The 23,871-nt window shown below is 53.8% G+C and carries 18 protein-coding genes; 16 read left to right on the top strand and 2 right to left on the bottom strand.

The window, feature by feature from the left end:
* Positions 1 to 30: 30 nt before the first annotated feature.
* The 16 genes from gyrA to FX984_RS22185 all read left to right on the top strand — a co-directional run bounded on the left by gyrA (position 31) and on the right by FX984_RS22185 (position 21,148).
* Complete coding sequence (gyrA, locus tag FX984_RS22265; RefSeq protein ID WP_092359021.1) at positions 31 to 2,685, top strand: DNA gyrase subunit A; 2,655 nt, start codon at positions 31 to 33, stop codon at positions 2,683 to 2,685.
* A 110-nt stretch (positions 2,686 to 2,795) separates the two neighbouring features.
* The gene (serC, locus tag FX984_RS22260) at positions 2,796 to 3,881 is read left to right on the top strand and encodes a 3-phosphoserine/phosphohydroxythreonine transaminase (protein ID WP_146475757.1); all 1,086 of its coding nucleotides are present in this window, start codon (positions 2,796 to 2,798) and stop codon (positions 3,879 to 3,881) included.
* Positions 3,881 to 4,975, top strand: coding sequence for a prephenate dehydratase (gene pheA / locus FX984_RS22255; RefSeq protein WP_003172650.1), 1,095 nt, complete (start codon positions 3,881 to 3,883; stop codon positions 4,973 to 4,975). Before serC ends, pheA begins: the two co-directional genes overlap by 1 nt.
* A gap of 9 nt (positions 4,976 to 4,984) precedes the next feature.
* Complete coding sequence (hisC, locus tag FX984_RS22250) at positions 4,985 to 6,097, top strand: histidinol-phosphate transaminase (RefSeq protein ID WP_146475756.1); 1,113 nt, start codon at positions 4,985 to 4,987, stop codon at positions 6,095 to 6,097.
* A 28-nt stretch (positions 6,098 to 6,125) separates the two neighbouring features.
* On the top strand, positions 6,126 to 8,336 hold the full coding sequence (locus FX984_RS22245) for a bifunctional prephenate dehydrogenase/3-phosphoshikimate 1-carboxyvinyltransferase (RefSeq protein WP_249776266.1): 2,211 nt from the start codon (positions 6,126 to 6,128) through the stop codon (positions 8,334 to 8,336).
* The gene (cmk, locus tag FX984_RS22240; protein WP_003172653.1) at positions 8,333 to 9,022 is read left to right on the top strand and encodes a (d)CMP kinase; all 690 of its coding nucleotides are present in this window, start codon (positions 8,333 to 8,335) and stop codon (positions 9,020 to 9,022) included. Before FX984_RS22245 ends, cmk begins: the two co-directional genes overlap by 4 nt.
* Before the next feature lie 120 nt (positions 9,023 to 9,142).
* Positions 9,143 to 10,828 carry a 30S ribosomal protein S1 gene (gene rpsA / locus FX984_RS22235; RefSeq protein ID WP_027604177.1) on the top strand — a complete coding sequence of 562 codons (1,686 nt, stop codon included), beginning with the start codon at positions 9,143 to 9,145 and terminating at the stop codon, positions 10,826 to 10,828.
* A 151-nt stretch (positions 10,829 to 10,979) separates the two neighbouring features.
* Positions 10,980 to 11,264: a hypothetical protein gene (locus FX984_RS22230; protein ID WP_027604176.1), complete on the top strand. Its 285-nt coding sequence runs from the start codon at positions 10,980 to 10,982 to the stop codon at positions 11,262 to 11,264.
* Positions 11,265 to 11,395: 131 nt separating this feature from the next.
* Complete coding sequence (gene ihfB / locus FX984_RS22225) at positions 11,396 to 11,692, top strand: integration host factor subunit beta (RefSeq protein WP_003218804.1); 297 nt, start codon at positions 11,396 to 11,398, stop codon at positions 11,690 to 11,692.
* A 664-nt stretch (positions 11,693 to 12,356) separates the two neighbouring features.
* Positions 12,357 to 13,391, top strand: a complete 1,035-nt coding sequence (locus FX984_RS22215; protein WP_065947424.1) for a polysaccharide biosynthesis protein — start codon at positions 12,357 to 12,359, stop codon at positions 13,389 to 13,391.
* A gap of 3 nt (positions 13,392 to 13,394) precedes the next feature.
* Positions 13,395 to 14,513 (top strand): UDP-2-acetamido-2,6-beta-L-arabino-hexul-4-ose reductase, encoded by a 1,119-nt coding sequence (gene wbjC / locus FX984_RS22210; RefSeq protein ID WP_065947425.1) that lies wholly within the window; start codon positions 13,395 to 13,397, stop codon positions 14,511 to 14,513.
* A 67-nt stretch (positions 14,514 to 14,580) separates the two neighbouring features.
* Positions 14,581 to 15,711 (top strand): UDP-N-acetyl glucosamine 2-epimerase, encoded by a 1,131-nt coding sequence (locus FX984_RS22205; protein WP_065947426.1) that lies wholly within the window; start codon positions 14,581 to 14,583, stop codon positions 15,709 to 15,711.
* A 69-nt stretch (positions 15,712 to 15,780) separates the two neighbouring features.
* Positions 15,781 to 16,980 carry a glycosyltransferase family 4 protein gene (locus tag FX984_RS22200; RefSeq protein ID WP_083221176.1) on the top strand — a complete coding sequence of 400 codons (1,200 nt, stop codon included), beginning with the start codon at positions 15,781 to 15,783 and terminating at the stop codon, positions 16,978 to 16,980.
* On the top strand, positions 16,977 to 17,939 hold the full coding sequence (locus FX984_RS22195) for a UDP-glucose 4-epimerase family protein (protein WP_065947428.1): 963 nt from the start codon (positions 16,977 to 16,979) through the stop codon (positions 17,937 to 17,939). The genes FX984_RS22200 and FX984_RS22195 overlap by 4 nt, the downstream gene beginning before the upstream one ends.
* A 101-nt stretch (positions 17,940 to 18,040) precedes the next feature.
* Positions 18,041 to 19,057 carry an MraY family glycosyltransferase gene (locus FX984_RS22190; RefSeq protein WP_146475754.1) on the top strand — a complete coding sequence of 339 codons (1,017 nt, stop codon included), beginning with the start codon at positions 18,041 to 18,043 and terminating at the stop codon, positions 19,055 to 19,057.
* Positions 19,058 to 19,147: 90 nt separating this feature from the next.
* Positions 19,148 to 21,148, top strand: coding sequence for a polysaccharide biosynthesis protein (locus FX984_RS22185; protein WP_065947430.1), 2,001 nt, complete (start codon positions 19,148 to 19,150; stop codon positions 21,146 to 21,148).
* A 35-nt stretch (positions 21,149 to 21,183) separates the two neighbouring features.
* Here the strand turns inward: FX984_RS22185 and FX984_RS22180 are convergent, their stop codons facing one another.
* The gene (locus FX984_RS22180) at positions 21,184 to 22,368 is read right to left on the bottom strand and encodes a glycosyltransferase family 4 protein (RefSeq protein ID WP_146475753.1); all 1,185 of its coding nucleotides are present in this window, start codon (positions 22,366 to 22,368) and stop codon (positions 21,184 to 21,186) included.
* A 39-nt stretch (positions 22,369 to 22,407) separates the two neighbouring features.
* The gene (locus tag FX984_RS22175) at positions 22,408 to 23,850 is read right to left on the bottom strand and encodes a hypothetical protein (protein WP_146475752.1); all 1,443 of its coding nucleotides are present in this window, start codon (positions 23,848 to 23,850) and stop codon (positions 22,408 to 22,410) included.
* Positions 23,851 to 23,871: the final 21 nt, after the last annotated feature.

The following is a 23,871-nucleotide window of genomic DNA, read 5'->3' as shown; positions in this document are numbered from 1 at the left end:
GTTTCACCCGAAAAAGGAATCAGGCTTCTCATGGGCGAACTGGCCAAAGAAATCCTCCCGGTCAATATCGAAGACGAGCTGAAACAGTCCTACCTCGACTACGCGATGAGCGTAATTGTCGGTCGGGCACTGCCTGATGCGCGCGATGGCTTGAAGCCCGTGCACCGGCGCGTGCTGTTCGCAATGAGCGAGCTGGGTAACGACTGGAACAAGCCGTACAAGAAATCTGCCCGTGTTGTCGGTGACGTGATCGGTAAGTATCACCCTCACGGCGACACTGCGGTGTACGACACCATCGTTCGGATGGCCCAGCCGTTTTCCCTGCGCTACCTGCTGGTAGACGGCCAGGGCAACTTCGGTTCGGTCGACGGCGACAACGCCGCGGCCATGCGATACACCGAAGTGCGCATGACCAAGCTGGCGCACGAGCTGCTGGCCGACCTGCATAAAGAAACCGTGGACTGGGTGCCGAACTACGACGGCACCGAAATGATCCCGGCGGTCATGCCGACCAAGATTCCCAACCTGCTGGTCAACGGTTCCAGCGGTATCGCCGTGGGCATGGCCACCAACATCCCGCCGCACAACCTCGGTGAAGTCATCGACGGTTGCCTGGCCCTCATCGACAACCCTGAGCTGACCGTCGATGAGCTGATGCAATACATCCCGGGCCCGGACTTCCCGACCGCCGCGATCATCAACGGTCGCGCCGGCATCATCGAAGCCTACCGCACCGGTCGCGGCCGTATTTACATGCGCGCCCGCTCGATCATCGAGGACATCGACAAGGTCGGTGGCCGCCAGCAGATCGTCATCACCGAACTCCCGTACCAGTTGAACAAGGCGCGTCTGATCGAGAAGATCGCCGAGCTGGTTAAAGAGAAGAAACTCGAAGGCATCACCGAGCTGCGCGACGAATCCGACAAAGACGGTATGCGCGTGGTGATCGAGCTGCGTCGTGGCGAAGTGCCTGAGGTGATCCTCAACAACCTCTACGCCCAGACCCAGCTGCAAAGCGTATTTGGTATCAACGTGGTTGCACTGATCGACGGCCGCCCACGCATCCTGAACCTCAAGGACCTGCTGGAAGCCTTCGTACGTCACCGTCGCGAAGTGGTTACCCGCCGTACCGTGTTCGAGCTGCGCAAGGCCCGCGAGCGCGGCCACATCCTGGAAGGCCAGGCTGTAGCGCTGTCGAACATCGACCCGGTCATCGCCCTGATCAAGGCTTCGCCGACGCCGTCGGAAGCCAAGGAAGCGCTGATCAAGATGCCATGGGAATCCAGCGCCGTCGTGGCGATGGTTGAACGTGCCGGCGCCGACTCGTGCCGCCCGGAGACACTGGACCCGCAATACGGCCTGCGTGACGGCAAGTACTTCCTGTCGCCGGAACAGGCCCAGGCCATCCTGGAACTGCGCCTGCACCGCCTGACCGGCCTGGAACACGAGAAGCTGCTGGCCGAGTACCAGGAGATCCTCAACCAGATCGGCGAGCTGATCCGCATCCTCAACAGCGCCGTGCGCCTGATGGAAGTGATCCGCGAAGAGCTGGAAGTGATCCGCGCCGAATACGGCGACGTGCGCCGCACCGAAATCCTCGATGCTCGCCTCGACCTGACCCTGGGTGACATGATCCCGGAAGAAGAGCGCGTGGTGACCATCTCCCACGGTGGCTATGCCAAGACCCAGCCATTGGCTGCGTACCAGGCCCAGCGCCGTGGCGGTAAAGGTAAATCGGCTACCGGCGTGAAGGATGAGGACTACATCGCCCACCTGCTGGTCGCCAACAGCCACACCACGCTGCTGCTGTTCTCCAGCAAGGGTAAGGTGTACTGGCTCAAGACCTATGAAATCCCGGAAGCTTCCCGTGCTGCCCGTGGTCGTCCGTTGGTCAACCTGCTGCCGCTGGACAGTGATGAGTACATCACCACCATGCTGCCGGTCGAGGAATACACCGAAGGTCACTTCATCTTCATGGCCACCGCCAAAGGCACCGTGAAGAAGACCCCGCTGGAATCCTTCAGCCGTCAGCGCAGCGTGGGCCTGATCGCCCTGGAGCTGGACGAAGGCGACGTGCTGATCAGCGCGGCCATCACCGATGGCGAGCGTGAAGTCATGCTGTTCTCCGACGGCGGCAAGGTCACCCGCTTCAAGGAATCCGACGTTCGCGCCATGGGCCGTACCGCCCGCGGTGTGCGCGGCATGCGCCTGCCGGAAGGGCAGAAGCTGATTTCGATGCTGATCCCGGAAGAAGGCAGCCAGATCCTCACCGCTTCCGAGCGTGGTTATGGCAAGCGCACCGCCATCAGCGAGTTCCCGGAGTACAAGCGCGGCGGCCAGGGCGTTATCGCCATGGTCAGCAACGACCGCAACGGCCGTCTGGTCGGCGCGGTCCAGGTGCTCGATGGCGAGGAAATCATGCTGATTTCCGACCAGGGCACCCTGGTGCGTACCCGTGTGGCCGAAGTGTCGAGCCTGGGCCGTAACACCCAGGGTGTGACCTTGATCAAGCTGGCCAAGGACGAAAAACTGGTTGGCCTGGAGCGTGTCCAGGAGCCGTCGGAAGTCGAAGGCGAAGAGCTGGAAGGTGAGGAGTTCGAAGGCGAGGTGATCGCAGCCGGCGATGACAGCGTCGACGAGCCAACCCTCGATGCTGCCGCAGACGAAGAAGAACCGCAGGAATAAGCGGACACACAGGGGGCGGATGAAGATTCGCCCCCTTGTTGTTTGTCCCTTATGAAAGTATTGAAACCCGATTTATTGCACCACCCCACCAGATCAGAGTGAGATTGGATGTGAGCAAGAGAGCCTATAACTTCTGTGCCGGTCCCGCGGCGCTTCCTGAAGCAGTCCTGCAGCGCGCGCAGGGTGAACTCCTCGACTGGCATGGAAAAGGCCTCTCCGTGATGGAAATGAGCCATCGCAGTGATGAGTTCGTGTCCATTGCCACCAAGGCCGAGCAGGATCTGCGCGACTTGCTCGACATTCCATCCCACTACAAAGTGCTGTTCCTGCAAGGCGGCGCGAGCCAGCAGTTCGCCCAGATCCCGCTGAACCTGCTGCCGGAAGACGGCACGGCCGACTACATCGACACCGGCATCTGGGGGCAGAAGGCCATTGAAGAGGCTTCGCGCTACGGTCATGTCAATGTGGCCGGCACCGCCAAGCCTTACGACTACTTCGCCATTCCCGGTCAGAACGAATGGAAGCTGTCCAAGGACGCGGCCTACGTGCACTACGTCGCGAACGAAACCATTGGCGGCCTGGAGTTCGACTGGGTGCCGGACGTCGGCGACGTTCCGCTGGTGTGCGACATGTCCTCGGACATCCTCTCGCGGCCTATCGATGTGTCGCGCTACGGCATGATCTACGCCGGTGCGCAGAAGAACATCGGTCCGAGCGGCATCCTGGTCAATATCGTCCGTGAGGACCTGCTGGGTCGCGCCCGTTCACTGTGCCCGACCATGCTCAACTACAAGGTCGCGGCCGACAACGGCTCGATGTACAACACCCCGCCGGCCTTCGCCTGGTACCTGTCGGGCCTGGTGTTCGAGTGGCTGAAAGAGCAGGGCGGCGTGGCGGCCATGGGCAAGCTCAACGAAGAGAAGAAGCGCACCCTGTATGACTTCATCGACGCCAGCGGCCTGTATAGCAACCCGATCAACCTCACCGATCGCTCGTGGATGAACGTGCCGTTCCGCCTGGCCGATGACCGCCTGGACAAGCCATTCCTGGCCGGTGCCGACGCCCGTGGCCTGCTGAACCTCAAGGGGCACCGTTCGGTAGGTGGCATGCGCGCCTCCATCTACAACGCTGTCGACATCCACGCGATCAACGCGCTGGTTGCCTACATGGCAGAGTTCGAAAAGGAACACGGCTAATGTCTGAACAAGAACTCAAGGCCCTGCGTGTACGCATTGACAGCCTGGACGAGAAAGTCCTGGAGCTGATCAGTGAGCGTGCGCGCTGCGCCCAGGAAGTGGCACGGGTGAAGATGGCGTCCCTGGCGGAGGGCGAAGTGCCGGTGTTCTACCGGCCGGAGCGTGAAGCCCAGGTGCTCAAGCGCGTCATGGAGCGTAACAAGGGCCCGCTGGGCAACGAAGAGATGGCGCGGTTGTTCCGTGAAATCATGTCGTCGTGCCTGGCGCTCGAGCAGCCGCTGAAAGTGGCCTACCTCGGCCCGGAAGGCACCTTTACCCAGGCGGCGGCCATGAAGCACTTCGGCCACGCGGTGATCAGCAAGCCCATGGCGGCCATCGACGAGGTGTTCCGTGAGGTGGCGGCCGGCGCGGTGAACTTTGGCGTGGTACCGGTGGAAAACTCCACCGAAGGCGCGGTCAACCACACGCTGGACAGCTTCCTTGAGCACGACATGGTGATCTGCGGCGAAGTCGAGCTGCGCATCCACCATCACCTGCTGGTGGGTGAGAACACCAAGACCGACAGTATCAGCCGCATCTATTCCCACGCCCAATCCCTGGCCCAGTGCCGCAAGTGGCTGGATGCGCATTACCCGAATGTGGAGCGCGTGGCGGTGTCCAGCAACGCCGAAGCGGCCAAGCGGGTCAAGGGTGAATGGAATTCGGCGGCGATCGCCGGTGATATGGCGGCAGGTCTGTATGGCCTGACGCGCCTGGCCGAGAAAATCGAGGATCGCCCGGACAACTCCACGCGTTTCCTGATGATCGGCAGCCAGGAAGTGCCGCCGACCGGCGACGACAAGACTTCGATCATCGTCTCCATGAGCAACAAGCCCGGCGCGCTGCATGAGCTGCTGGTGCCGTTCCACGACAACGGGATTGACCTGACGCGCATCGAGACGCGTCCTTCGCGCAGCGGTAAATGGACTTACGTGTTCTTTATCGACTTCATCGGCCACCACCGCGATCCGCTGGTCAAGGGCGTGCTGGAGAAGATCAGTCAGGAAGCCGTGGCACTCAAGGTGCTGGGCTCTTACCCGAAAGCGGTTTTGTGAGGCTTTAACATGAGTGGCAACTTCCTCGCCCTGGCCCAGCCGGGCGTGCAACAACTGTCGCCTTACGTTCCGGGCAAGCCTGTGGACGAGCTGGCGCGTGAGTTGAATCTGGACCCCTCCAAGATCGTCAAGCTGGCGAGTAACGAGAACCCACTGGGCCCAAGCCCCAAGGTATTGGCGGCGATTCGCGAAGAATTGGCTGAGCTGACCCGTTACCCGGACGGCAATGGCTTCGCCCTCAAGTCCCTGCTGGCAGAAACATGCCGGGTCGAGCTGAACCAGGTCACCCTGGGCAACGGTTCCAATGACATCCTCGAGCTGGTCGGGCGTGCCTACCTGGCGCCGGGCCTGAACGCCGTGTTCAGCGAGCACGCGTTTGCGGTCTACCCGATCGTCACCCAGGCGGTCGGTGCCGACGCCCGCGTGATTCCCGCCAAGGACTGGGGCCACGACCTGCCGGCCATGCTGGCTGCCATCGATGCCCAGACCCGCGTTGTGTTTATCGCCAACCCGAACAACCCGACCGGCACCTGGTTCGATGCACAGGCGCTCAACGACTTCCTGCAGGACGTGCCTGAGCATGTGCTGGTGGTGTTGGACGAGGCCTATATCGAGTACGCCGAAGGCAGCGACCTGCCGAACGGCCTGGATTTCCTGGCGGCCTACCCGAACCTGCTGGTGTCGCGCACCTTCTCCAAGGCCTATGGCCTGGCGTCGCTGCGGGTCGGCTATGGCTTGTCGACAGCGGTGGTGGCCGATGTGCTGAACCGCGTGCGCCAACCGTTCAACGTCAACAGCCTCGCCCTGGCGGCAGCCTGTGCGGCGGTGAAGGATGCCGAGTACCTGGAAGAAGGTCGCCGCATCAACGCAAGCGGCATGCTGCAGTTGCAGGATGGCTTCCGTGCGTTGGGCCTGGGCTGGATTCCCTCCAAGGGCAACTTCATCTGTGTCGACCTTGGTCAAGTGGCCGCCCCGGTATTCCAGGGGCTGCTGCGCGAAGGTGTGATCGTGCGGCCGGTGGCCAACTACGGCATGCCGAACCACCTGCGGATCACCATCGGCTTGCCGGCTGAAAACAGTTGCTTCCTGGAGGCGCTGGCCAAGGTCCTGGCTCGTGGTTGATGTCACTGCATTGCAACCTGCCGTGCCTATGATCGGTCGCCTCGTGGTGGTCGGCCTGGGCTTGATCGGTGGCTCCTTCGCCAAAGGCCTGCGCGAAAGCGGGCTGTGCGGCGAAGTGGTTGGTGTGGACCTGGACCCGCAATCGCGCAAGCTGGCGGTGGAGTTGGGCGTGGTGGATCGCTGTGAGGCGGACCTGGCGCTGGCGTGTCAGGGAGCTGACGTCATCCAGCTCGCGGTGCCGATCCTGGCGATGGAGAAACTGCTGGCGGTATTGGCCGGCATGGACCTGGGCCAGGCGATCCTGACGGACGTCGGCAGCGCCAAGGGCAATGTGGTGCGGGCCGCGCAGCAGGCCTTTGGCGGCATGCCGTCGCGCTTTGTGCCGGGCCATCCGATTGCCGGTTCCGAGCAGAGCGGGGTGGAAGCGTCCAATGCGCAGCTGTTCCGCCGTCATAAAGTGATCCTGACGCCGCTGGAACAAACCGATCCGGCCGCGCTGGCGGTGGTGGATCGTCTCTGGCGTGAGCTGGGGGCGGATGTGGAACATATGCAGGTCGAGCGCCACGACGAAGTGCTGGCGGCGACCAGCCATTTGCCCCATCTGTTGGCATTCGGCCTGGTGGACTCCCTGGCCAAGCGTAACGAAAACCTCGAGATTTTCCGTTATGCCGCCGGTGGCTTCCGCGACTTCACACGGATTGCCGGCAGCGATCCGGTGATGTGGCATGACATCTTTCTCGCCAATCGCGAAGCGGTGTTGCGCACCCTGGACACCTTCCGCAGTGACCTCGACGCCTTGCGCGACGCGGTCGATGCCGGGGATGGCCATCAATTATTGGGCGTGTTCACCCGTGCGCGGGTGGCGCGTGAGCATTTCAGCAAGATCCTGGCTCGCCGGGCCTATATGGAAACCGCTGTGAACGCCGATGACCTGACTTTCCTCGCCAACCCGGGCGGCCGCTTGAGCGGGCGTATCCGGGTGCCGGGTGACAAGTCGATCTCCCATCGCTCGATCATGCTCGGCTCGTTGGCCGAGGGCGTGACGGAGGTGGAAGGGTTCCTTGAGGGTGAAGATGCCCTTGCGACCCTGCAGGCGTTTCGCGACATGGGCGTGGTGATTGAAGGGCCGCACCATGGGCGCGTGACCATTCACGGTGTGGGCTTGCACGGCCTGAAGCCGGCGCCGGGGCCGATCTACCTGGGCAATTCCGGTACGTCCATGCGCCTGCTGTCCGGTTTGTTGGCGGCACAACGCTTTGACAGCGTGTTGACCGGCGATGCTTCCCTGTCCAAGCGCCCGATGAACCGCGTGGCCAAGCCATTGCGGGACATGGGCGCGGTGATCGAGACCGGGCCGGAAGGGCGTCCGCCGCTGACCATTCGTGGCGGCCAGGCGCTCAAAGGCATGAGCTATGCAATGCCGATGGCCAGTGCCCAGGTCAAATCCTGTCTGTTGCTGGCGGGGCTGTATGCCGAAGGTCAAACTGCGGTGACCGAGCCTGCGCCGACCCGTGACCATACCGAGCGTATGTTGCGCGGTTTTGGTTACCCGGTTGCGGTGGAAGGCGCTACCGCATCGGTGGAATCGGGTCATGTACTGACGGCTGCCCATATTGAAGTGCCGGGGGATATCTCCTCTTCGGCATTCTTCCTGGTGGCGGCTTCGATTGCCGCGGGCTCCGAGTTGTTGCTGGAGCATGTCGGCGTCAACCCGACCCGCACCGGGGTGATCGATATCCTGCGGTTGATGGGGGCCGATATCACCTTGGAAAACCCGCGCGAAGTGGGTGGCGAGCCTGTCGCTGACCTGCGGGTGCGGGCAGCTGTATTGAAGGGTATCGACATTCCAGAAGCGCTGGTGCCCCTGGCTATTGATGAATTCCCGGTGTTGTTCGTCGCGGCCGCCTGCGCTGAAGGCCGGACCATTTTGCGGGGCGCCGAAGAGTTGCGTGTTAAGGAGTCCGACCGTATCCAGGTCATGGCCGACGGTCTGCAGGTGTTGGGGGTGAAGTGTGAACCGACCGCCGATGGGATTATCATTGACGGTGGCCTGATGGGCGGTGGTGAAGTCGATGCCCATGGCGATCACCGGATTGCCATGGCCTTCAGCGTGGCTTCCCTGCGGGCGGCTGCGCCGATTCGTATCCATGACTGCGCCAATGTTGCTACGTCTTTTCCGAACTTTCTTACACTGTGTGCCCAAGTCGGCATCCGTGTTGCCCAAGAGGCTCAATTGTGAATATCAAAGCACCGGTGATTACCATCGACGGGCCAAGCGGCTCGGGCAAAGGCACGATCGCCGGCATCCTGGCCAAGCGCCTGGGCTGGTGCCTGCTGGATTCCGGCGCGTTGTACCGCCTGCTGGCGTTTGCCGCACGCAACCATGGCGTCGACCTGACCAACGAAGAATCCCTGAAGCTGCTGGCCGCGCATCTCGATGTGCAATTCGTCGGCGCGACGGAAGGTCATCCCCAGCGCATCATCCTGGAAGGGGACGATGTGACCGATGACCTGCGTAACGAGCAGGTCGGCTCCTGGGCCTCCCAGGTTGCTGCGCTGCCGGCGGTGCGTGATGCGCTGTTGCAGCGTCAGCGGGCTTTCCAGGAGCCGCCGGGGCTGGTGGCCGATGGCCGCGACATGGGCACGGTGGTGTTTCCCGAGGCGCCGCTGAAGATTTTCCTGACCGCCAGCGCCGAGGAGCGGGCTCGCCGCCGCTACTTGCAGTTGAAGGGCAAAGTCGATGGTGTTAGTCTGTCGAGTCTGCTAGATGAGATCCGTGCACGCGATGAGCGTGATACCCAGCGCGCAGTAGCCCCGCTCAAGCCGGCGGCTGATGCCATACAGCTGGATTCCACGGAGTTGTCCATCGAGCAGGTGCTGGAACGCATCTTGAGTGAAATCGCCATTCGCGATATCGCCGGGTGATCAAGAAGGCCGCAGGGGACCAGTCATAGTCCTGCGGTGGCTTCTTTTAACTGAAACTGACCCACACCGTCTGGGGTGTGGAGATGGGCGTATTCTTCGCCCTTATCAACAGGAATTAAAATGAGCGAAAGCTTTGCGGAACTCTTTGAAGAAAGCCTAAAAACCCTGAACCTTCAGGCAGGCTCCATCATCACCGGTGTTATCGTTGATATCGATTACCAAGCTCGCTGGGTAACCGTTCACGCTGGTCTGAAGTCTGAAGCTCTGATCCCGCTGGAACAGTTCTACAACGATGCTGGTGATCTGACAATCAATGTCGGTGACGAAGTTCACGTTGCTCTGGACTCGGTTGAAGACGGTTTCGGTGAAACCAAGCTGTCCCGTGAAAAAGCCAAGCGCGCTGAATGCTGGATTGTTCTCGAAGCAGCCTTCGCAGCTGAAGAAGTGGTCAAGGGCGTTATCAACGGTAAGGTTAAAGGCGGCTTCACTGTCGACGTTAACGGCATCCGTGCGTTCCTGCCAGGTTCTTTGGTCGACGTTCGTCCTGTGCGCGACACCACGCACCTGGAAGGCAAAGAACTCGAATTCAAGGTCATCAAACTCGACCAGAAGCGCAACAACGTTGTCGTTTCCCGTCGCAGCGTCCTGGAAGCAGAGAACTCCGCCGAGCGTGAAGCTCTGCTGGAATCCCTGCAGGAAGGCCAACAAGTCAAAGGTATCGTCAAGAACCTCACCGATTACGGCGCATTCGTCGATCTGGGTGGCGTCGATGGCCTGCTGCACATTACCGACATGGCTTGGAAGCGTATCAAGCATCCTTCCGAAATCGTCAATGTTGGCGACGAGATCGATGTCAAGGTTCTGAAATACGATCGCGAGCGCAACCGTGTTTCCCTGGGCCTGAAGCAACTGGGTGAAGATCCATGGGTTGCTATCAAAGCCCGTTACCCAGAAAGCACTCGCGTCACCGCGCGTGTTACCAACCTGACCGACTACGGCTGCTTCGCTGAGCTGGAAGAAGGCGTTGAAGGCCTGGTACACGTTTCCGAAATGGACTGGACCAACAAGAACATCCACCCTTCGAAAGTCGTACAAGTCGGCGACGAAGTGGAAGTCATGGTTCTGGACATCGACGAAGAGCGTCGTCGTATCTCCCTGGGTATCAAGCAGTGCAAATCTAACCCATGGGAAGATTTCTCTGGCCAGTTCAACAAGGGCGATAAAATCTCCGGCACCATCAAGTCGATCACCGATTTCGGTATCTTCATTGGTCTGGACGGCGGCATCGACGGCCTGGTTCACTTGTCCGACATCTCCTGGAACGAAGTTGGCGAAGAAGCTGTTCGTCGTTTCAAGAAGGGCGACGAGCTGGACACCGTTATCCTGTCGGTTGACCCAGAGCGCGAGCGCATCTCCCTGGGTATCAAGCAACTGGAAAGCGATCCGTTCTCCGAGTACGTTCAAGAGAACGACAAAGGCGCAATCGTTAAAGGCACTGTGAAAGAAGTTGACGCCAAAGGCGCCATCATCGTTCTGGCCGACGATATCGAAGCGACTCTGAAAGCCTCCGAAATCAGCCGTGACCGCGTTGAAGACGCGCGCAACGTTCTGAAAGAAGGCCAGGAAGTAGAAGCCAAGATCATCAGCGTCGATCGCAAGAGCCGCGTGATCCAGCTGTCCATCAAGTCGAAAGACGAAGTGGAAGAGAAAGAAGCCATCCAGAGCCTGAAATCGGCTCCGGAAGCTGCAACAGGCGAGACCACCATGGCCTCCCTGCTGCGCGAAGCAATGGCTAAACAGAACTAAGTTCTGTAAGGCTGTTAAAAAGGGCGACTTCGGTCGCCCTTTTTTGTGCCTGAAATTCGCTGAATCAACACGCAAGAACCAAGGCAGACGCCTTGGTGTCAGAGCTGAATACAGTATTGATAAAGGCGCTCCCGTGTTTTTAAGGATTTCGATGAACAGGCTTATCGTGGTGTTCGCAGTGGTAATGCTTGCAGGCTGTTCCGTTACCAGCGCCAAAACTCACGCGAGGCGCGGTGTCAGCGGCATTGAGGTCGATTGCTCGGGGTTGGGCAACAACTGGGATAAGTGCGAGAAACGCGCCGCCCGCGAATGCAGGATGCAGGGCTATAAGGTCATCACCAGGTCCAGCGACGCCAAGGACGAAGAGGGTGATTACTTGTTCGGTTGGAACCCTGCAGGAGCGGTCACTCGTACCATGCTCGTGATCTGCAATTGAGAGTGTGGGTCGCTCATGGCGGGCGTTATTCAAACGGCAGATAAGTTGGTAGATGGGCTGTTCAAATTCATCAAGTCATGCTAAAACCTTCGAAGCGCTTTTCCTAGCTGCTTGAAAAAGAAGGGAAAAATATGACGAAGTCGGAGTTGATCGAACGAATTGTCACCCATCAAGGGCTGCTTTCATCCAAGGATGTGGAGCTGGCTATCAAGACCATGCTTGAGCAAATGTCCCAGTGCCTCGCGACCGGGGATCGAATTGAGATCCGTGGGTTTGGCAGTTTTTCGCTGCACTACCGCGCGCCAAGGGTAGGGCGGAATCCTAAGACTGGGCAGTCGGTGAGCCTGGATGGGAAATTTGTGCCTCATTTCAAGCCGGGGAAGGAATTGCGGGATCGGGTGAATGAGGATGAGGAGGAGGGGGTCTGAGACGTTTTGGGTTGGGAGGGGCTTATGCGTAGATTTAAGCACGTTTTGATAGCGTTCGTTGTGCTGGTTTTAACATTTCTCATAATTGCATTTGTCTTGGAGAACCAGCGAAGTACGTCATTGTCGTTTTTTGGCTGGTCTACGGCTGAGCTTCCAGTGTCAGTGTTCATGGCGCTGTCATTAATGCTCGGTTTGATCGTTGGGCCGGTGCTCTGTTTAATTGCGCGTATCAAGAGATCTGATCGAAAAAACTAGTCATTTTCGTTGTCGGTGGGAGGAGTCAGGCAGTTCTGTAGTCTCCTATTCAAAAGACTGTGCAGCAGACGTCTCTGTGGATTTTCTTCGAGTTGGCAGGCCTTTTTGTTTTGCGATCAAGATGAGGGTGCGAGCTTGCGCACAATCTATTTGTGTTCGTTTTTGACTTTAAGGATGTAGAGCTTAAAATACTCATCAATTTCGTCACCCCCTTCATCTTTAACTGCACAACACAACGCTGATTTTCAGTCTGCATGCTGGCAAGCTTCGACGTTTTCCTTGAGCCCATTAACTCTTATCTGTAGCGTGTTTTCAGGGGGGAGTCGAGGGGGCTTGTCGGTCTGCTGGTCTTGAGGTGAGTTGCCGGCTAGAAGCTTGTCGTGCTGTGCGGATTGCCCTAGGACTCATTATGTTCAGCGGAAAAACGCTCCTTATCACTGGCGGTACCGGCTCATTCGGTAACGCAGTGCTTAAACGCTTCCTTGGCAGCGATATCGCTGAAATTCGCATCTTCAGCCGCGATGAGAAGAAGCAAGACGATATGCGTAAGCGCTATGCTAATGCCAAGCTGAAATTCTATATTGGCGATGTGCGCGATTATCAGAGTGTGCTCACTGCCACCCGTGGAGTGGACTACATTTTCCACGCAGCAGCGCTCAAACAGGTCCCATCCTGCGAGTTTCACCCAATGGAGGCAGTCAAGACCAATGTCATTGGCACCGAAAATGTTCTTGAAGCTGCAATCCAGAACGCAGTCAAGCGTGTGGTTTGCTTGAGTACGGACAAGGCGGTCTATCCCATCAATGCCATGGGTATATCCAAGGCTATGATGGAAAAGGTAATGGTTGCCAAATCCCGTAATGTCGATGATAAAAGAACCGTTATTTGTGGCACTCGTTACGGTAACGTCATGGCTTCGCGTGGCTCGGTGATTCCCTTGTTCATCGAGCAAATCCGTTCAGAACAGGCATTAACCCTGACTGATCCGAATATGACTCGGTTCATGATGACACTGGCGGACGCCGTCGATTTGGTGTTGTACGCATTCGCGCATGGCCGTAACGGTGATCTTTTCGTGCAAAAAGCACCTGCGGCAACCGTCGAGACTTTGGCCAAGGCACTGACCGCTATGGTTGGTAAGCCCGAGCACCCTATTCAAGTCATTGGCACGCGTCACGGCGAGAAGTTGTTCGAGGCGCTTTTGAGTCGCGAAGAAATGGCGTGCGCTGAAGATAAGGGCGACTACTATCGTATTCCGCCAGATTTACGTGACCTGAACTACTCCAAGTTTGTGGAGCTTGGTGAAGAGAAAATCTCTCGTACGGAAGACTATAACTCTCACAATACCGAAAGGTTGGATGTGGCAGGTATGCAGCGCCTCTTGCTCAAACTTGAGTTTATGCAGGCTATCCAACGTGGCGAGCATGCTACGCCGGAGGAGTAAGTAATGAAGGTATTGGTCACAGGGGCTAATGGTTTTGTTGGTAAGAATCTGATAGCGCACTTGAGCGAGCGTAAAGATATCGAGGTAGTGCCCTTTACCCGAGATAACAGCATCGCCCAGTTACCTCTCATGGTGGCCGAATCCGATTTTATTTTTCACTTGGCAGGGGTCAATCGACCGCTATTGCCGCAAGAGTTCAAAACTGGAAACACCGATTTGACTCTTGCTCTTTGCGAAGCAATTAAGGTGAGCGGCAAGCCAATACCTGTTCTTTACACGTCGTCGATCCAAGCTGATCGAGATAATCCATATGGCGTCAGCAAACTCGCTGCTGAGCAGTTATTGCAGGATCTACACACCAGTCACGGTTCTCGCATTCAGGTGCTGCGTTTACCCAATGTATTTGGTAAATGGGCACGTCCCGATTACAACTCAGCTGTCGCAACTTTTTGCCATAACATCACTCGGGGCTTGCCGGTTCAGATCAATGACCCTAAGTCAGTGATCAGCCTGGTCTACATCGATGATGTTATTGATTGTTTCGTCAGTGCTATGGACGGCGGATCATTCGCTGACTCAAATCCGCAGGTAAGTCCGGTATACAGCATTACCGTAGGGGAGTTGGCGGATCAGTTGCATACCTTCCGTAAAAGCCGTGACACGTTGATCAGTGAAGCTGTTGGCACAGGGCTAGTGCGGGCACTCTATTCGACCTACGTGAGCTACCTGCCTGTCGAACAGTTCGCTTATGACGTTCCTAAGTACGGAGACCCACGTGGCGTTTTTGTGGAAATGTTGAAGACCAAAGACAGTGGGCAGTTCTCTTACTTTACCGCTTATCCTGGCATCACACGCGGCGGCCATTACCACCACAGCAAAACCGAAAAATTCCTGGTAATCAAAGGCCTGGCCTGTTTCCGTTTTCGCCATATCATTTCTGGCGACTTTTACGAGTTATTCACTAGCGGCGATGAGCCTCGGATCGTAGAGACTGTACCTGGTTGGACTCACGATATTACCAACGTAGGTGATGACGAAATGATCGTAATGCTTTGGGCAAACGAGATTTTCGACCGCGAGCGACCGGATACTTTTGCTCTGCCGGTTGGAACTCAAGCCTGAAGTCAAGGTGTGAAGCCGATGGTTAGGTTGATGATCCAGACGTTTATGAATTTGGAAGAGTGTTGAGATGAAAAAGCTAAAAGTCGTCACGGTTGTGGGCACACGCCCCGAGATCATTCGCTTGTCGCGAGTGATGGCGAAGCTGGACGAGCACTGTGAGCATATCCTCGTACATACCGGGCAAAATTATGATTACGAGCTAAACGAGATTTTTTTCCAAGATCTTGGCATCCGTAAGCCCGATCACTTTCTCAACGCAGCAGGCGCAAGTGGTGCACAGACTATCGGTAACGTGATTATTGCCGTAGATCGCGTCCTGGAACACGAGCAGCCAGAAGCTCTATTGGTGCTTGGTGACACCAACAGTTGCATGGCGGTCATTCCAGCCAAGCGTCGTAAAATCCCGACGTTCCACATGGAAGCCGGTAATCGTTGTTTTGATATGCGCGTGCCGGAAGAGATTAACCGGCGCATCGTTGACCATACGGCGGATATAAACCTGACCTATAGCAGTATTGCCCGCGATTATTTACTGCGTGAAGGTCTGCCGCCGGATATGGTGATCAAAACCGGGAGCCCCATGTACGAGGTGCTCAATTATTACCGCGAGGGAATCGAAGCTTCGAGCGTATTGGAGCGTCTTGGCCTGGACGCAGGCAAATTTTTTGTCGTGAGTGCTCACCGTGAGGAGAACATCGATTCGGACAAGAACTTCCTAAAGCTGGTAGACGTCCTTAACACTGTTGCAGCCCATTACGAACTGCCGGTAATTGTGACCACCCACCCGCGTACTCAAAAGCGGGTAGACGCAATGGGCGTCATTTTTCACAAGAACGTGCAACTGCTCAAGCCACTGGGTTTCAAGGATTACAACAAACTGCAGTTGACCTCCAAAGCCGTGCTGTCAGATAGCGGCACCATTAATGAAGAATCGTCGATCCTCAATTTTACGGCGCTGAACATACGTGAAGCCCACGAACGGCCTGAAGGCATGGAGGAGGCGGCGGTGATGATGGTTGGCCTAGAAGTGGACCGTGTCATGCAAGCCTTGCAACTCCTGGAACGTCAAGGGAGTGGTCACGAGCGCACGCTTCGCCTCGTATCGGATTACAGCATGCCGAATGTTGCCGAAAAAGTGGTGAGGATTATCCACAGCTATCGTGATTACGTTATGCGTACAGTATGGAAGCAATATTGATTGGATAGGTTCGCTCAAGAAAAGCCGCTGAAGATTCTGGTGGTCACTCAGTATTTTTGGCCGGAAAACATGCGAATCAACAACATGGTCGAAGGGTTTATCGCCATGGGGCACGAGGTGACTGTGCTCACCGGCGTGCCCAACTATCCGGAAGGCAAGGTCTATGCTGATTTCCGTGGGGACCCTGCGCAGTTCTCTAATTATCGAGGTGCTCGGGTTGTGCGCGTGCCGATGCTGGCGCGAGGCAGGCGCAGCATCACCCTGGCCTTGAACTACTTTTCTTTTTTTACGAGTGCCTCAATAGTCGGCAGCTATAAGCTGCGCGGTCAGTCATTCGACTCAATCTTCGTGTATGCCGTATCTCCTATTATGGCGGCAATTCCCGCACTGGTGATTGGGCGCCTGAAGAAAGTGCCGGTATTTGTGTGGGTCTTGGATTTGTGGCCGGAAACCTTGAGTGCGGTCGGCATTATCAAACATCCGAAATTGCTTGGCATGGTCGGCAAGGTGGTGTCCTGGATCTACAATCGCACCGACTACCTATTGTTGCAGTCACGTGCCTTTGATGAAAACGTCAGAAAGTACTGTACCCGCTCGATTTCGGCCGATCGCCTTGTGTACTTCCCAAGTTGGGCCGAGGACGACTTTGCCGGGGAGGTACAAGTAGCCTCCGAACTGCTTCAACGTGATGAGTCCGTCTTCACTATCTTGTTCGCCGGCAACCTTGGCGAGGCTCAGGACTTCCCGGCAATACTGGAAGCGGCCAAAGCACTCAAGGGAGATCTTCAGGTCCGATGGGTGATTGTAGGAGATGGCCGGGCCAGTGAATGGCTTACCAAGCACATATCTGAACATCAGATGAGCAATGTCTTGTTGTTGGGGCGTCATCCACTCGAAAAAATGCCTGCACTTTTCTCTGTGGCGGACGCATTGCTGGTGTCATTAAAAACCAACGAGGTTTTTGAAAGGACTATCCCAGGCAAAGTTCAGGCCTATCTGGCCTCGGGCAAGCCCATTATTGCGATGATTGATGGTGAGGCCGCTAGAGTGGTTGTTGAGTCAGGTGCCGGTATGGCCTGTGGTTCAGGCGATGCCCGAGGGCTGGCCGAAATCGTGCGCACCATGGGCACTTTAACTGCCCCAGAGCTTGAGCGTATGGGGCTGTCTGGTAGGGATTACTACCTTGAACATTTCTCCAAAGCCAAGTTGTTCGAGCGTCTTGAGTCGCTTTTCAGAAAAGCCACTTTGAGACAGGGCAATAAATCATGAGAATTATGTTGTTGACAGGTGCATCTGGTTTTGTCGGGCGAGCCGTGCTTGATCGTGTAGTACAGGATAGGCGCTTCGAGCCGGTCATTGCTGTCCGTAAAGCCCTTTCCGATTTACCCGGTACGACGAGGATGGTGAAGATAAACGCGATTGATGCTGCGTGTGACTGGAGTGAGGCAGTAACCGATTGTGCTGTTGTGGTTCACTGTGCAGCGCGCGTCCATGTGATGAGTGACGCTAGTGCTGATCCATTAGCGGAGTTTCGCAAGGTTAACGTCGACGGGACACTGCAACTCGCCAGGCAGGCTGCACAGGCGGGAGCCAAGCGCTTTATCTTTGTCAGTTCGATCAAGGTCAATGGTGAAGGCACGCGACGGGGCGCGCCTTACACCGCTGATGCAGAGCCTGCTCCGGTGGATCCTTATGGCATCTCCAAGATGGAGGCTGAACAGGCTCTTAGGCTATTGGCTGCGCAGACAGGAATGGAGGTTGTCATCATCCGTCCGACACTTGTCTACGGACCAGGAGTGAAGGCCAACTTTCTCAATATGATGCGCTGGTTGAGTAAAGGTGTACCTCTGCCCTTTGGGGCCATCCATAACCAGCGCAGTCTGGTCGCCTTGGATAATCTTGTGGACCTTATCCTGACGTGCGCCGAGCACCCATTGGCCGCGAATGAGACGTTTCTGGTCAGTGACGGTGAGGATCTTTCTACCACTCAGTTGTTGCGTAGAATGGCTGCTGCACTGGGGACTCCGGCACGCTTATTACCGGTGCCAGCATGGATATTGGAGTGCGGGGCCTCGTTGCTGGGGCGCAAAGCACTTTCTCAGCGCCTCTGTGGCTCGCTGCAGGTCGATATTGGTAAAACCCAGAAACTTCTGGGCTGGGTCGCGCCTGTGAGTGTTGATCAAGCTTTGTTAAAGGCTGCTCAGCATTTTTTGCACGTTAAAAAGTAGGCAAATAGGCGATTTTCGAATAACCCTACCGGCTTGAATTGGCTCGGCGACGAGTGATGCATCTCTTTTTGCCAGCATTCTGTTTCAGGAACTGATCGTACATGTCCATTTGGTTGGTGTTCGCAACGGTGCTTATAGCGTCGTTATTTTTGACTTGGGTTCTACGCCGCTATGCGTTGACACGCAGCCTGATGGATATACCCAACTGTCGCAGTTCTCACTCGGTGCCTACGCCGCGAGGTGGTGGTGTCGCCATTGTCGTTACTTACCTGGTGGCATTGGGTGTGATGGTATCTATGGGGCTTATAGGTTGGGCTACTGCACTGCCTTTGTTGGGCAGTGGATTATTGATTGCCTTGGTCGGTTTTCTCGATGATCACGGGCATGTCGCTGCGCGTTGGCGTTTACTAGCGCATTTTGCAGCGGCGGCATGGGCACTGTTATGGATGGGGGGGTTACCCACATTAAACGTTGCGGGGGTTGATCTGAGCCTTGGTTGGCTTGGACACCTGTTGGCGGCCATGTACTTGGTCTGGATGCTCAATCTCTATAACTTCATGGACGGAATCGACGGCATCGCCAGCATTGAGGCAGTTTGTGCTTGCACAGGGGCGAGCTTGGTCTATTGGCTGGCTGGGCACGACGCACTCATAATGGCTCCTGGCCTACTGGCAATTGCAGTGCTGGGTTTCTTATATTGGAATTTTCCGCCCGCGCGCATCTTTATGGGAGACGCCGGCAGCGGGTTTCTAGGTGTCGTGATTGGAGTGTTTTCTTTACAGGCCGCATGGGTGGCCAATGAGTTGCTTTGGGTTTGGTTGATTTTGCTGGGCGTATTTATCGTTGATGCGACCTTTACTTTGGGCCGGCGTTTACTGCGTGGAGACAAAATCTACGAGGCCCACCGCAGTCATGCATATCAGTATGCTGCACGTAAAGTTGGGCGTCATATGCCAGTTACAATCACCGTTATGCTCATCAATTTACTCTGGCTGCTCCCGATTGCTGTGTGTGTCGGCATGGGGTTTAACGGGCTTATTGGCCTGGTGATAGCGTATGTGCCGTTGGTGATATTAGCCGTGAAGTTTCATGCCGGTGAATTGGAAACGCCTTCATAATAGGTGCCGGCTGCGATTTTAAATAGATGAGCTATACGTAGGGTGCTGGTTTTTGAGTCGTTACTAGGGACTGAGGTAATTCAAAGGGTTATGGATAAGATAAGAGCATATCTGGTGGGAATGTCCCGCCGGCAAAAACGGTTTCTCCAGGTAGCGACTGACATCCTGTTGATTTGGTTCGCCCTATGGATGGCGTTCGTCATACGCTTGGGAATTGACGAGCTAAGTAATCCATTTGTAGTCCACCTTTGGTTGTTTCTCAGTGCGCCAGTGATAGCGATTCCCTTGTTTGTGCGACTTGGAATGTATCGTGCGGTGATGCGTTACTTCGGTAATGATGCACTTATTACAATAATAAAGGCTGTTACTCTTTCGGCGTTGGTACTGGCATTAGCCGTGTATGTGTACAGCAACCACCAAACTGTAGTCCCACGCTCGATAGTGTTCAATTACTGGTGGTTGAGCATGGTTATGATCGGTGGCCTGCGTTTAGCCATGCGTCAATATTTTCTTGGGGATTGGTTCGCGGCCGCACAGCACGTTCCTTTCACTAGTCGTGAGGATGGCTTGCCCAAAGTGGCCATCTATGGCGCGGGCGCCGCTGGCAACCAACTTGTTGCTGCTTTAAGAATGGGGCGACTTATGCGTCCTGTAGCCTTTATCGATGATGATGCCAGTATCTCCGATCGTGTGATTTCCGGGTTGCAGGTATACAAACCAAAAAATATTCAACGCATGATTGATGAGACGGGAGTGGGGGAGGTTCTCTTGGCCATTCCTTCTTGTTCTCGTGCCAGGCGTCGTGAAATTTTAAGTTACCTCGAAAGGTTTCCATTCCATGTACGGAGCGTGCCTGGTTTTATGGATCTTGCGAGTGGTTTGGTCAAAGTTGATGATATTCAAGAGGTGGATATTGCCGATCTACTCGGTCGCGATTCTGTCCCTCCCCAAGAAGACCTGCTCGCACACTGCATTAAAGGCCAGGTTGTTATGGTTACGGGTGCAGGAGGGTCTATTGGCTCCGAACTATGCCGGCAAATTTTATCTTTAGGACCTACATCGCTGATTCTGTTTGATCATAGTGAGTTTAATCTCTATAGCATCTTGTCAGAGCTGGAGCAGCGGGTAATAAGGGAATCCAGATCAATAAAATTGCTCCCCATTCTCGGCTCTGTGCGAAACCAGGAGAAGCTCCTTGATGTCATGAAACGCTGGAGTGTGGTCACGGTGTATCATGCTGCAGCTTATAAGCATGTGCCGATGGTAGAACATAATATTGCGGAAGGTATTCTAAATAATGTGATTGGCACCCTCAACACTGCTCAGGCGGCTCTGGAGGCTGGGGTCGCCAATTTTGTTTTGATCTCGACGGACAAGGCTGTCAGACCCACGAATATTATGGGCAGTACCAAAAGACTCGCAGAGCTGACATTACAAGCTTTGAGTAAAGAAGTTGCGCCGGTACTTTTTGGCGATTCGAGTAACGTATCAAGGGTTAATAAAACTCGGTTTACGATGGTTCGATTCGGAAATGTATTGGGGTCTTCGGGGTCTGTGATTCCACTATTCTACAAGCAAATTAAATCTGGCGGACCTCTAACGGTAACCCATCCAAAAATCACGCGTTATTTCATGACGATCCCTGAGGCAGCTCAATTGGTTATCCAAGCGGGTTCTATGGGAATGGGAGGGGATGTGTTTGTCCTGGATATGGGTGAGCCCGTAAAAATTGTGGAACTGGCAGAAAAGATGATCCACCTATCGGGATTAAGTGTTAGTTCAGATAAAAATCCGCACGGCGATATCGCCATCGAATTCACCGGGCTGCGCCCAGGAGAAAAGCTGTATGAGGAGCTTCTCATTGGTGATGACGTCGTTGCAACAAGACACCCAATGATCATGAGTGCAAATGAAGACTATCTCTCTTGGGAAACCCTCAAAAATAAACTGAGCGAACTGATCAGTGCTGTGAACGATGATAATTATTTACTGGTGCGTCAGTTATTGCGTGAGTCCGTCAGTGGATATTCCCCTGACGGAGAGATTGTAGATTGGGTGCATGAGCAGCAGCGTAGGCGACGAGAGCCATAATCACGGGATGCTTCGCCGGTTGCTAAGCCTTTAGATTACTTATTCTGCGGTAGCAAGGAGACAAACAACTCACGATTCTGAATGATTGATTCAGGAGCGCATAACTTGTGCTCAGAGAAGTCGAGAATATGCCTGCGCTTTTCTTGTTTTTCTTGAGGTGTTGTCTTGGAAAATGCATCTATCACCCGTGCAAATGACTGGGGCGTGCCAAGCGGTAAAACCCAGCCGAGATTATCTTGTTCAAGCGAACGCCAAGGAGTTCTATCACTTAGTAGAACAGGCGTTCCAGCGCTAATCGACTCGGCGATCACATGGCCATAGTTTTCCCCCTGTGTGGGAAAGAGGAATAAATCGTACGCAGAGAATATTTCTCTAACATCATCAGGCATTACTGTTCCGCAGTAGTTGTATTGAATGTGATCTGGTAGGGACGAAAGTAACTGTTCGCAGTGCGCCCAATAAGGTAAATCTTCCTTCGGGCCATAAATATCAAATTGGAGGCTGCATGTAGTCTCTGCAAGTATGCTTATAGCAAAATCGAGATTTTTCATGGGCGATATTCTCGATAGAAAAATAACGCGTAAAGAGCTTTCTTCTGTTTGATGCGGGGGGTGGAGGTTGAGCGAAGCTGGCGACGGTGAATTAACAGATGGTAAGTCTGAGGCGATTTTTATCTCGCTCTTATCAATGCCTAGTGCTTTTTCAATATCGTTCGCTTCAAATTCACTGGACGCCTGGAAAGTTAAATTTTTACTCAGGCGCAAAAATTGAGAAATGGCAATGTAGAGTTTCTTCTTGATTTTTTTTATTTCTAAAGCTGCTGAAGAAAACTCTCCCCTAGGGGCAAGAACGAAAGGTGTCGAATGATCACGCGATAAATAACGGTATAGAAGTGGGAAGATAGTAAATCTGCAATCAAAAAAACTATTCAAATATACGATGTCATGAGGTGTGGATTTTATTATTTTACGGATGCCTAAAAGGTTGAGCTTTTCTGCAGGTAGGTAATAGACATAGGCGTTTCCTTGGCGCTGCCAAACTTCGTGCTGGATGCTATGGTAGGGTATTGTATCGCCCAAGTCATGATTACGAGTGACGATCCAGAACTCAAGAGAATCATCTAGATGAGCAACCATATTTTCTATTGTGCGGACGGGGCCGCCACCTTTATAGCCCGGTACATAATAGGAAGAAAATGTTAATATTTTTAACTTGTTCATGTTAGGTCCGAGATGGTTATACACTTTAATAAAGAATTGCTAATGAAGTTGTTTTCTAGGAAAAGGTATTTTTTGGGAAAGATAAATGGCGAAAAGTCCGAGTGAGCATAGAAAAAGATAAAATAATAAACCTGGTACGTTTATACCCATTTGGGCTGCGGCAGTAGATATTATACTTGCCCACAGAGCAGTTAAAAAAGCGTTTGAGAAGATTTTGTGAACTATAAGCTCACTAACCAGTACGGTATATGTGATTAAGAACATGCAAGATATTACAATTAGCGTGCTGCCTGATAAGTAGAAAAGTGAAATAGGACCAGGTAAGCTAGCAAATAAGAACTTTTCTGAATCTGAAAATCTATAATCTGAGTTTGCGATATTTTGAAATTGCGTAGTTTTTCCAATTTCTACTTTTTCAGTTAGAACTGAAAGGAAAAGTGTTCGATCTTTTTGCTTGTAGGAAGATGTTGCCATTAGCCCCTCTAGGCCAATCCATCGATCCACAGAAAACTTTGAAAGCTTTAGTATACTATTTTTGAAAAGACTTATTTCAAAGTTTATAGAGGGCTTTTGAACCAGCCCGGAATAATGATAATCGCGAATGGAATTAACTAGCGGAAATGTGGCGGCGTATAGTGCGAGCGCGCAGATTAGTATTAAAGCAGAGGATTTTAAGTTGAGATTTTTTGTTAGCTTTCGATTTAAGAAAGTTGCCATAAAAATTGGTATGATATGAAAAACAAAGAGTCCTCTACTCAGCAAGGAAATAGATGAGAAAGTTGCTTCAAATAAAGATAATAATAAAATGTAAATATTTGCTTTGGTTAGGGAGAACTCCCACCACAATAAAGTGGCTATGGCCATAGCGAAACCAGTAGACATTAGCCAGGAAAAAATTGCATTCAGAGGCCAGATTATAGTCTTCGGGACTATTCCTATTTGTTGGAATGAAAAATAAATATTTATTACCGAAAGTATGATTATTGATGAAATGAGTATAATCCAAAGAGGGAGTTTTAATTTTTTGTACAAGGTTGGCGGTAATGGAGGGGTTTCTATAATTAAAGTAGACTGGTTTTTATTTGCAAAATTATAAAAATAGCGAGCAGCCAAAACGCCTATTACACCACAAGAGGCTACAAGCAGTATATTGTCCCATTCGTCGCCTGATCCGTTGAATTGGCCAATGGGCTCAACATAGTCATACTTAAATAATAAATGAAGTGTGGCTTTCAACCAAAATCCTAGCCATAACATGACTGATAAAAAAGTATATCCATAACTAACCTTTGAAAATAGTCCTGACAGCAGTAGAGCTAAGAATATAAAGGAGAAAAAAATATAACTATACTGGTTGCCAGGGTATTCAAAGGTGGCTAAAAGAAATAATGTTGACCACGAAAGCACCAGAAAAAATATAAAAATGTATTTTGCTTTTTTGCATGCAAGGAGGTGGAGAGAGAAGATCTTAAGTGCGTTCATAATTAGAAGTCTCTATATTTA

Origin of the sequence: Pseudomonas marginalis (genome assembly GCF_008692035.1) — a bacterium.
Taxonomy (GTDB): Bacteria; Pseudomonadota; Gammaproteobacteria; order Pseudomonadales; family Pseudomonadaceae; genus Aquipseudomonas; species Aquipseudomonas marginalis.
This window is presented reverse-complemented; position numbering and strand designations above follow the sequence as displayed.

What these genes read in the sequence shown, in the direction of transcription:
- hisC (WP_146475756.1), top strand. Translation starts at nt 4,985, where the DNA reads ATGAGTGGCAACTTCCTCGCCCTGGCCCAGCCGGGCGTGCAACAACTG.
- pheA (WP_003172650.1), top strand. Translation starts at nt 3,881, where the DNA reads ATGTCTGAACAAGAACTCAAGGCCCTGCGTGTACGCATTGACAGCCTG.
- FX984_RS22200 (WP_083221176.1), top strand. Translation starts at nt 15,781, where the DNA reads ATGCGAATCAACAACATGGTCGAAGGGTTTATCGCCATGGGGCACGAG.
- FX984_RS22185 (WP_065947430.1), top strand. Translation starts at nt 19,148, where the DNA reads ATGGATAAGATAAGAGCATATCTGGTGGGAATGTCCCGCCGGCAAAAA.
- FX984_RS22190 (WP_146475754.1), top strand. Translation starts at nt 18,041, where the DNA reads ATGTCCATTTGGTTGGTGTTCGCAACGGTGCTTATAGCGTCGTTATTT.
- rpsA (WP_027604177.1), top strand. Translation starts at nt 9,143, where the DNA reads ATGAGCGAAAGCTTTGCGGAACTCTTTGAAGAAAGCCTAAAAACCCTG.
- FX984_RS22230 (WP_027604176.1), top strand. Translation starts at nt 10,980, where the DNA reads ATGAACAGGCTTATCGTGGTGTTCGCAGTGGTAATGCTTGCAGGCTGT.
- FX984_RS22175 (WP_146475752.1), bottom strand. Translation starts at nt 23,850, where the DNA reads ATGAACGCACTTAAGATCTTCTCTCTCCACCTCCTTGCATGCAAAAAA.
- FX984_RS22245 (WP_249776266.1), top strand. Translation starts at nt 6,126, where the DNA reads ATGATCGGTCGCCTCGTGGTGGTCGGCCTGGGCTTGATCGGTGGCTCC.
- wbjC (WP_065947425.1), top strand. Translation starts at nt 13,395, where the DNA reads ATGAAGGTATTGGTCACAGGGGCTAATGGTTTTGTTGGTAAGAATCTG.
- FX984_RS22205 (WP_065947426.1), top strand. Translation starts at nt 14,581, where the DNA reads ATGAAAAAGCTAAAAGTCGTCACGGTTGTGGGCACACGCCCCGAGATC.
- FX984_RS22195 (WP_065947428.1), top strand. Translation starts at nt 16,977, where the DNA reads ATGAGAATTATGTTGTTGACAGGTGCATCTGGTTTTGTCGGGCGAGCC.
- FX984_RS22180 (WP_146475753.1), bottom strand. Translation starts at nt 22,368, where the DNA reads ATGAACAAGTTAAAAATATTAACATTTTCTTCCTATTATGTACCGGGC.
- FX984_RS22215 (WP_065947424.1), top strand. Translation starts at nt 12,357, where the DNA reads ATGTTCAGCGGAAAAACGCTCCTTATCACTGGCGGTACCGGCTCATTC.
- gyrA (WP_092359021.1), top strand. Translation starts at nt 31, where the DNA reads ATGGGCGAACTGGCCAAAGAAATCCTCCCGGTCAATATCGAAGACGAG.
- ihfB (WP_003218804.1), top strand. Translation starts at nt 11,396, where the DNA reads ATGACGAAGTCGGAGTTGATCGAACGAATTGTCACCCATCAAGGGCTG.